General features: G+C 59.1%; 6 protein-coding genes and 2 pseudogenes. 2 read left to right on the plus strand and 6 right to left on the minus strand.

Going from position 1 to position 7,393, the window contains the following annotated elements; translation table 11 throughout:
- Positions 1-15: 15 nt before the first annotated feature.
- The 6 genes and pseudogenes from rodA to UB23_RS25930 form a co-directional block, all read right to left on the minus strand.
- Complete coding sequence (gene rodA / locus UB23_RS25905; protein ID WP_045062105.1) at positions 16-1,119, minus strand: rod shape-determining protein RodA; 1,104 nt, start codon at positions 1,117-1,119, stop codon at positions 16-18.
- 31 nt (positions 1,120-1,150) lie between these two features.
- Positions 1,151-3,046, minus strand: coding sequence for a penicillin-binding protein 2 (gene mrdA, locus UB23_RS25910; protein WP_045062094.1), 1,896 nt, complete (start codon positions 3,044-3,046; stop codon positions 1,151-1,153).
- A 10-nt stretch (positions 3,047-3,056) separates the two neighbouring features.
- The gene (rlmH, locus tag UB23_RS25915; protein ID WP_003185785.1) at positions 3,057-3,524 is read right to left on the minus strand and encodes a 23S rRNA (pseudouridine(1915)-N(3))-methyltransferase RlmH; all 468 of its coding nucleotides are present in this window, start codon (positions 3,522-3,524) and stop codon (positions 3,057-3,059) included.
- A 12-nt stretch (positions 3,525-3,536) separates the two neighbouring features.
- Positions 3,537-4,031, minus strand: a complete 495-nt coding sequence (rsfS, locus tag UB23_RS25920) for a ribosome silencing factor (protein ID WP_045062095.1) — start codon at positions 4,029-4,031, stop codon at positions 3,537-3,539.
- A gap of 72 nt (positions 4,032-4,103) precedes the next feature.
- Positions 4,104-4,793 carry a nicotinate-nucleotide adenylyltransferase gene (nadD, locus tag UB23_RS25925; RefSeq protein WP_177328597.1) on the minus strand — a complete coding sequence of 230 codons (690 nt, stop codon included), beginning with the start codon at positions 4,791-4,793 and terminating at the stop codon, positions 4,104-4,106.
- Between the two features lies 1 nt (position 4,794).
- Positions 4,795-6,084, minus strand: a pseudogene (locus UB23_RS25930) (glutamate-5-semialdehyde dehydrogenase); the annotation flags it as partial.
- A 170-nt stretch (positions 6,085-6,254) separates the two neighbouring features.
- On the opposite strand from UB23_RS25930, the pseudogene UB23_RS25935 reads away from it, so the two are divergent.
- Together UB23_RS25935 and UB23_RS25940 are read left to right on the plus strand one after the other, a co-directional pair.
- Positions 6,255-6,587, plus strand: a pseudogene (locus UB23_RS25935) (DNA-3-methyladenine glycosylase); the annotation flags it as partial.
- Positions 6,588-6,627: 40 nt separating this feature from the next.
- Positions 6,628-7,393: recombinase family protein (locus UB23_RS25940; RefSeq protein ID WP_160298073.1), on the plus strand; the 766-nt coding region annotated here is incomplete at its 3' end.

The raw sequence follows: 7,393 nt of genomic DNA on the forward strand, positions 1-7,393 counted from the left end.
AAATCTTCACCTTATTCAAACTTGCGCGATCCACTTACGATGGGTATGGATCGACATCAAAACCCCAAACGCTGACAGCAGTGTCACCAGCGAAGTTCCTCCGTAGCTAATGAACGGCAACGGCACCCCCACAACCGGCAACAGGCCACTGACCATACCGATGTTGACGAAAACGTAAACAAAAAACGTCATGGTCAGGGCACCGGCGAGCAATTTTCCGAACAATGTCTGGGCCTGGGCAGTAATGACCAGGCCCCGGCCAATCAGCAACAGGTAGATCAGCAGCAGCGCACAGATGCCCACCAGGCCAAACTCTTCGCCCAACACCGCAATAATGAAGTCGGTGTGGCTTTCCGGCAGGAAGTCCAGGTGCGACTGGGTACCCAGCAGCCAGCCCTTGCCGAACACCCCGCCGGAACCAATGGCGGCTTTGGATTGAATGATGTTCCAGCCGGTGCCCAGTGGATCGCTCTCAGGGTCGAGGAAGGTCAGGACGCGCTGTTTCTGGTATTCGTGCATCACGAAGTACCACATGGCGACGGATACCGGCACCGCAGCCGCAAGCACGCTGAGGATCCAGCGCCAGCGCAGGCCACCCATGAACAACACGAAGGCGCCCCCCGCCAGAATCAGCAGCGAAGTGCCGAGGTCGGGCTGGCGCACGATCAGGATGAACGGCAAACCGATCAGGAACAGGCTTACCGCCACGTGCTTGAGCTGCGGCGGCAAGGTGCGCCTGGACAGGTACCAGGCGATGGTCGCCGGCATCAGGATCTTCATGAACTCCGAAGGCTGGAAGCGGATGACCCCGGGAATGTTGATCCAGCGCGTGGCACCCATGGCGTTGTGGCCCATGACGTCGACCACCACCAGCAACAGCACGCCCAGCACGTAACCCACCGGCACCCAACGGGCCATGAAGCGCGGCTCGAACTGGGCGATGACGACCATGGACACCAGGCCGATGCCGAACGAGGTGGCCTGCTTGGCCAGCAGATCCCAGCTCTTGCCGCTGGCCGAATACAGCACGAACAGGCTGCCGGCCGCGAGGGTCAACAGCAGGATCAGCAACGGACCGTCGATATGCATGCGTTGCAGCAGCGTCGCACGGCGACGCATCACATCTTCACTGGAGAGGATGCGATCGAAATTACTCTTCACGGGCCGTAGCCTCCGCACTGGTAGGGCTGGCGTACTCGGCTTTCAGCCGACCGTCCTGGCCAAGGAGCCAGGCATCCATGATCTGACGGACCACTGGTGCCGCTACGCCGGAACCGGACTCGCCGTTCTCGACCATTACCGACACGACGATTTTCGGGTTCTCGGCCGGCGCGAAGCCGACGAACAGGGCGTGGTCGCGGTGACGCTCCTGAACCTTGGAGCGGTCGTACTTCTCGCCCTGCTTGATCGCGACCACCTGGGCCGTACCACTTTTGCCGGCAATGCGGTATTGCGCACCGATGGCTGCCTTGCGCGCGGTGCCCCTGGCACCGTGCATCACCTGCTGCATGCCGTGGTTGACCTTGGCCCAGTCCGACGGATCGCGCAGGATGATATCCGGCATCGGGTTTTCGTCCTTGGGTCTCTCGCCTTCGACCGTCTTGGCCAGGTGTGGACGCTTCCAGACGCCCTTGTTCGCCACCAGGGCCGTGGCTTGCGCCAGTTGCAGCGGTGTCGACTGCATGTACCCCTGGCCGATCCCCAGGATCAATGTCTCGCCAGGGAACCACGCCTGACGGCGGGTGGCGCGCTTCCACTCGCGGGACGGCATCAGCCCCGGCGATTCTTCGAACATGTCCAGCGAGACCTTCTGGCCGATGCCAAACTTGCCCATATAGGCCGACAGCCGATCGATCCCCAGCTTGTGGGCCAGATCGTAGAAATAGGTGTCGTTGGAGCGCATGATTGCCGTGTCCAGATCGACGAAGCCGTCACCGGAACGGTTCCAGTTGCGGTACTTGTGGTCGTAGTTTGGCAGCTGGTAGTAACCCGGATCGAACACCCGGCTCGATGCGGTCACCACGCCTGAATCCAGGCCGGCAATGGCCACGGCAGGCTTGATGGTCGAGCCCGGCGGGTACAGGCCGCGCAACACGCGGTTGAACAGCGGCCGGTCAATGGAATCGCGCAACTCGGCATAGGCCTTGAAGCTGATGCCAGTGACGAACAGGTTAGGGTCGAAACTCGGCTGGCTGACCATCGCCAGCACTTCGCCGGTGGCCGGGTCCAATGCCACCACGGCGCCACGCCGCCCGCCGAGTGCCGCTTCGGCAGCTTCCTGCAATTTGATGTCCAGGCTCAGGACAATGTCCTTGCCGGGAATCGGATCGGTACGCTTGAGCACCCGCAGTACACGGCCTCGCGCGTTGGTTTCGACCTCTTCGTAACCCACCTGGCCGTGCAGTTCGGGTTCGTAGAATCGTTCGATACCGGTCTTGCCAATGTGATGGGTGTCGCTGTAATTGACCGGATCGAGGGATTTGAGCTCTTTCTCGTTGATCCGCCCCATGTAACCCACCGAGTGCGCGAAATGCGCGCCCTGCGGGTAATGGCGCACCAGTTGCGCGACCACTTCCACCCCGGGCAGGCGGAACTGGTTGACCGCGATCCGGGCGATCTGTTCTTCCGAGAGTTCAAACAGGATCGGCACCGGCTCGAACGGCCGGCGCCCCTGTTTCATGCGCTTTTCGAATATCACCCGATCGTCCGGCGTCAGCTCCAGGACTTCGACGATCACATCGAGCACCTGCTGCCAGTCGCCGGAACGCTCGCGGGTCATGCTCAGACTGAAACTGGGCCGGTTGTCGGCGACAACGACGCCATTGCGGTCGAAGATCAACCCGCGAGTCGGAGGGATCGCCTGCACATGCACCCGGTTGTTTTCCGACAGGGTCGAGTGATACTCGTACTGAATCACCTGCAGGAAATACAGCCGCGCAATCAGCACACAAATCAGCGTCACCACCGCAATTGCCCCGAACACGACGCGGCCACGCACCAGACGGGCGTCTTTTTCGTGGTCCTTGATGCGGATCGGCTGGGGCATGAGGGCAAAGCTACTTGTGGTAAGGGTGGCCGGACAGCACTGTCCAGGCACGATACAGCTGTTCGCCGATCAGGATCCGCACCAGGGGGTGCGGCAGGGTCAACGGCGAGAGCGACCAGCGCTGATCTGCCCGGGCACAGACTTCCGGCGCCAGCCCTTCGGGGCCGCCGACCATGAAGTTTACCGTGCGCGAGTCCAGCCGCCAGCGATCGAGTTCGACCGCCAACTGCTCTGTACTCCAGGGCTTGCCGTGGACTTCGAGAGTGACAATCCGCTCGTTCGGGCCGACTTTAGCCAGCATGGCTTCGCCTTCCTGTCGGATGAAGCGTGCCACGTCGGCGTTCTTGCCACGGGTATTGAGCGGTATTTCCACCAGTTCCAGCGCCAGCTCGGATGGAAGACGCTTGGCATATTCATGCCAGCCTTCTTCCACCCATTTGGGCATGCGTGAACCGACGGCGATCAGTCGCAGTCGCACAGCGGTCCCTTATTATTGCTGGTCTTTGTTGAGCTTGGTGAAGTGCTCATGGGTGTTCTCTGGGCTGTGGTGTGCAGCGCTGGCCGAACGACTTTGCTCGGCACCGGCCCACAGGCGTTCCAGGTCATAGAACTGACGTGCCGAGGCAGTCATCATGTGTACGATGACGTCGTCCATGTCCAGCAATACCCAGTCGCTGTCGCCCTTGCCTTCTTCACCCAATGGCTTGACGCCCAGGGCTTTGACGGCTTCGCGGACCTTGTCCAGCATCGCGCCGATCTGGCGGTTCGAAGTACCGGTGGCGATGATCATGAAATCGGTGATGCTCTGCTTTTCACGAACGTCGATGACCTGGATGTCCTGGCCCTTCACGTCTTCCAGGGCTGCAACGGCAACCTTGACCAGCTCTTCACCGCGCAACTCCGGCCCGGTTGGCGCCTCTACTGGCAGAGGGGCGCTCTTGAATGTGCCTTTGCGCTTTACTTTAGCTACGTCTTTGTCAGTCATATAAAACTCGTTTTGCTCGTATGTTCGGGCGCTTCGCTACACGTGATCACGTGCCTTGAAGCTCGCCGTTTTTCAGTTCGACGCACGGTAGAGTCCGTGCGCATCGATGTAGGCCAGGACCGCGTCGGGCACCAGGAAACGTACCGACTTACCGCTGGCCAGCAGTTGACGGATCTGGGTGGCGGATACCGCGAGCGGCGTCTGCCAGACGAATGCAATCTGTCCGCTCGGCCCTTTCAGGGCCAGCGGGTCGCTCACCGAACGCGCTGCCAGCAGGTTGCGCAAGGCATCCGGCGGTTCGCTGTCGGCATCCGGGCGTTGCAGCACCAGGATGTGGCAATGCTGGAGTAACTCTTCCCAGCGATGCCAAGTGGGCAGGCCGCAAAATGCGTCCCAGCCCAAAAGTAGAAAAACCTGGTCCTCAGCGGCCAGTTCGGCGCGCATCAGCTCCAGGGTGTCGATAGTGTAGGACGGTTTGTCCCGCTGCAATTCGCGAGCGTCCACCACCAACGGTGCCACACCGGCCACCGCGCATTCGACCATTGCCAACCGGTCCTTCGCCGACACCTGCGGCGTACCGCGATGAGGCGGTCGGGCGCTGGGTGTCAGGCGCAATTCGTCCAGTGCCAGGGATTCGGCGACTTCCAGCCCACCGCGCAAGTGGCCGATGTGCACCGGATCGAACGTGCCGCCCAGTACGCCTATGCGTCGCGGGGCAGGCTCGTCGGGAGTGACCGGCGCTGTCAGGTCGAGGTCGCCCAAGTCAAACCGACGCCTGGCCGCGCAACTGGCCATCGCCGACCACGATATATTTCTCGCAGGTCAGGCCTTCCAGACCCACAGGTCCGCGGGCGTGCAGCTTATCAGTAGAAATGCCGATCTCGGCACCTAATCCATATTCAAACCCGTCGGCGAAGCAGGTCGGGGTGTTGATCATCACCGATGCCGAATCGACTTCGGCGACGAAACGTCGCGTGTCGGCGAGGCTTTCGCTGACAATCGAGTCGGTGTGATGGGAACCGTGCTGGTTGATATGTTCGATGGCCTGGTCCAGCCCATCGACTACGCGGATCGACAGGATCGGCGCCAGGTATTCGGTGTTCCAGTCGTCTTCGGTGGCCACGGCCGCATCGATGATCGCCCGGGTCCGGGCGCAGCCGCGCAGTTCAACGCCTTTCTCGCGGAACTGGGCGGCCATCGACGGCAGGAAATCCCCGGCAACGGCTTCATCCACCAGCAGGGTTTCCATCGCACCGCAGATGCCATACCGGTAGGTCTTGGCGTTGAACGCGATGCGCCGGGCTTTCGCCAGGTCGGCGTGAGCGCTGACGTAAACGTGGCAAATACCGTCAAGATGCTTGATCACGGGCACTCGCGCATCGCGGCTGACCCGCTCGATCAGGCCACGGCCGCCACGGGGCACGATGACATCGACGTACTCGGGCATTGTAATCAGGGCGCCGACTGCGGCACGGTCAGTGGTTTCGACCACTTGCACCACGGCGGCAGGCAACTCGGCCTCGGCCAGACCGCGCTGGATGCACGCAGCGATGGCGCGATTGGAGTGAATCGCCTCGGAGCCGCCACGCAAAATGGTCGCATTACCCGACTTGAGGCAAAGGCTGGCGGCGTCGATGGTCACATTGGGACGCGACTCGTAGATGATCCCGATCACCCCCAGGGGCACACGCATCTTGCCGACCTGAATACCGGAAGGCCGAAAGCTCATGTCGCGAATGGCGCCTACAGGGTCGGGCAAGGCCGCGACCTGGCGCAGACCGACGATCATCCCGTCGATACGCTCCGGCGTCAGGGCCAGGCGCTCCAGCAGCGCAGGCTCCAGACCATTGGCACGACCGGCCGCCAGATCCAGCTCATTGGCAGCGGCAAGCTCGACGCGCGCCGCGTCCAGCGCAGTGGCAGCAGCCTGCAGGGCGCGGTTTTTCTGCGCGGTGCTGGCACGGCCAATGACGCGAGAAGCTTCGCGGGCAGCGCGACCCAGGCGGGTCATGTAGTCAAGAACGGACTCAGTCATGGTCTGGAGTGGTCTTTGCTTGGTCTTGTTAAAGAGTAAAGCGGCAGATTATAGCTGTCGCGACCCGTGACTAACAGCGGTGACGGGCGGATGGTCGAAATGGACTTCAATTTGCCGACGTTCAGCCGTAATTAAGGTGCACATTGTTATCATCACGGCTCAATCAGCCCTGATAAACGCTGTTCATCATGACTAACCTGACTGTCCCATCCGTCGCCGCCCTCAAGCCCCACGGGCTTGCGGACGCTTTTTTCGACCGCGACGCACAGACGCTGGCGCGGGATCTGCTGGGCAAAGTTATCCGGCACCGGGTCGGTGGATTGTGGCTCAGCGCCAGGATCATCGAGACCGAAGCCTATTATTTCGAAGAAAAAGGCAGCCACGCCTCCCTCGGCTATACAGAAAAGCGTAAGGCTTTGTTTCTGGATGGCGGCCACATCTATATGTATTACGCCCGCGGCGGTGACTCCCTGAACTTCAGCGCCCTCGGGCCGGGCAATGCCGTGTTGATCAAGTCAGGCGTATAATACCCGTAAGATTTGACCTTATAGGGAGCGGCTTGTGGCACGGTTAATTTCATACCTTCGGATGTCTACAAGTGAGCAATTGCGGGGCTTTTCGCTTGAACGTCAGCGAAAGCTAATAGCCGATTTTGCCGCAAAAAATGACTTGTCACTAGAAAATAGTCACGTTCTTGAAGACATAGGCCATTCTGCCTTTTCCGATGATACGCAACAAAAAGAACTTACTAAATTCTTTGAAGACCTTGAAAAAGGTAAGTTTCAGGCGGGTGATGTGTTTGCACTAGAAAACATTGACCGGTTAACAAGACGTGGCCCTATTGATGCTTTAATGAAGGTTAACGCGATAATTTCAAAAGGTTTGAAACTCGCAATCATCAGTGATAAAGAACAAAAAATCCTTGAAGAAATTGATGTTTATACAATCATCACTTTATCAATTGATGCTACCCGTGCAAATGTCGAAAGCAAAAACAAAAGCGATAAAGGTCTAGAAAACTGGGCCTTAAAAAGAGAGCTTGCCGCCAGTCAGGGCGTAGCAATGACTGCACAAGCCCCAGCGTGGCTTGATACCCAAACCTTCGAAGTATTTGATGAAGAAAAACGAAAAGACATTAAACGTCGTCGATACGTTCTCAATCCTGAAAAAGCCGAAACGGTCAAACTCATCTTTGAACTTTTCCAGAATGGTAACGGCTCGTTAAAAATCAAGAACATCTTGAATGAAAGAAAAATCCCAACATTCAAAAACGTTGAGTATTGGGAACCTTCCATAATTTCTAAAATTTTGAGAAATCCGGCAACCT

It is taken from the genome of Pseudomonas sp. ES3-33 (genome assembly GCF_000952175.1).
In the GTDB taxonomy this organism is placed as follows: domain Bacteria; phylum Pseudomonadota; class Gammaproteobacteria; order Pseudomonadales; family Pseudomonadaceae; genus Aquipseudomonas; species Aquipseudomonas gregormendelii.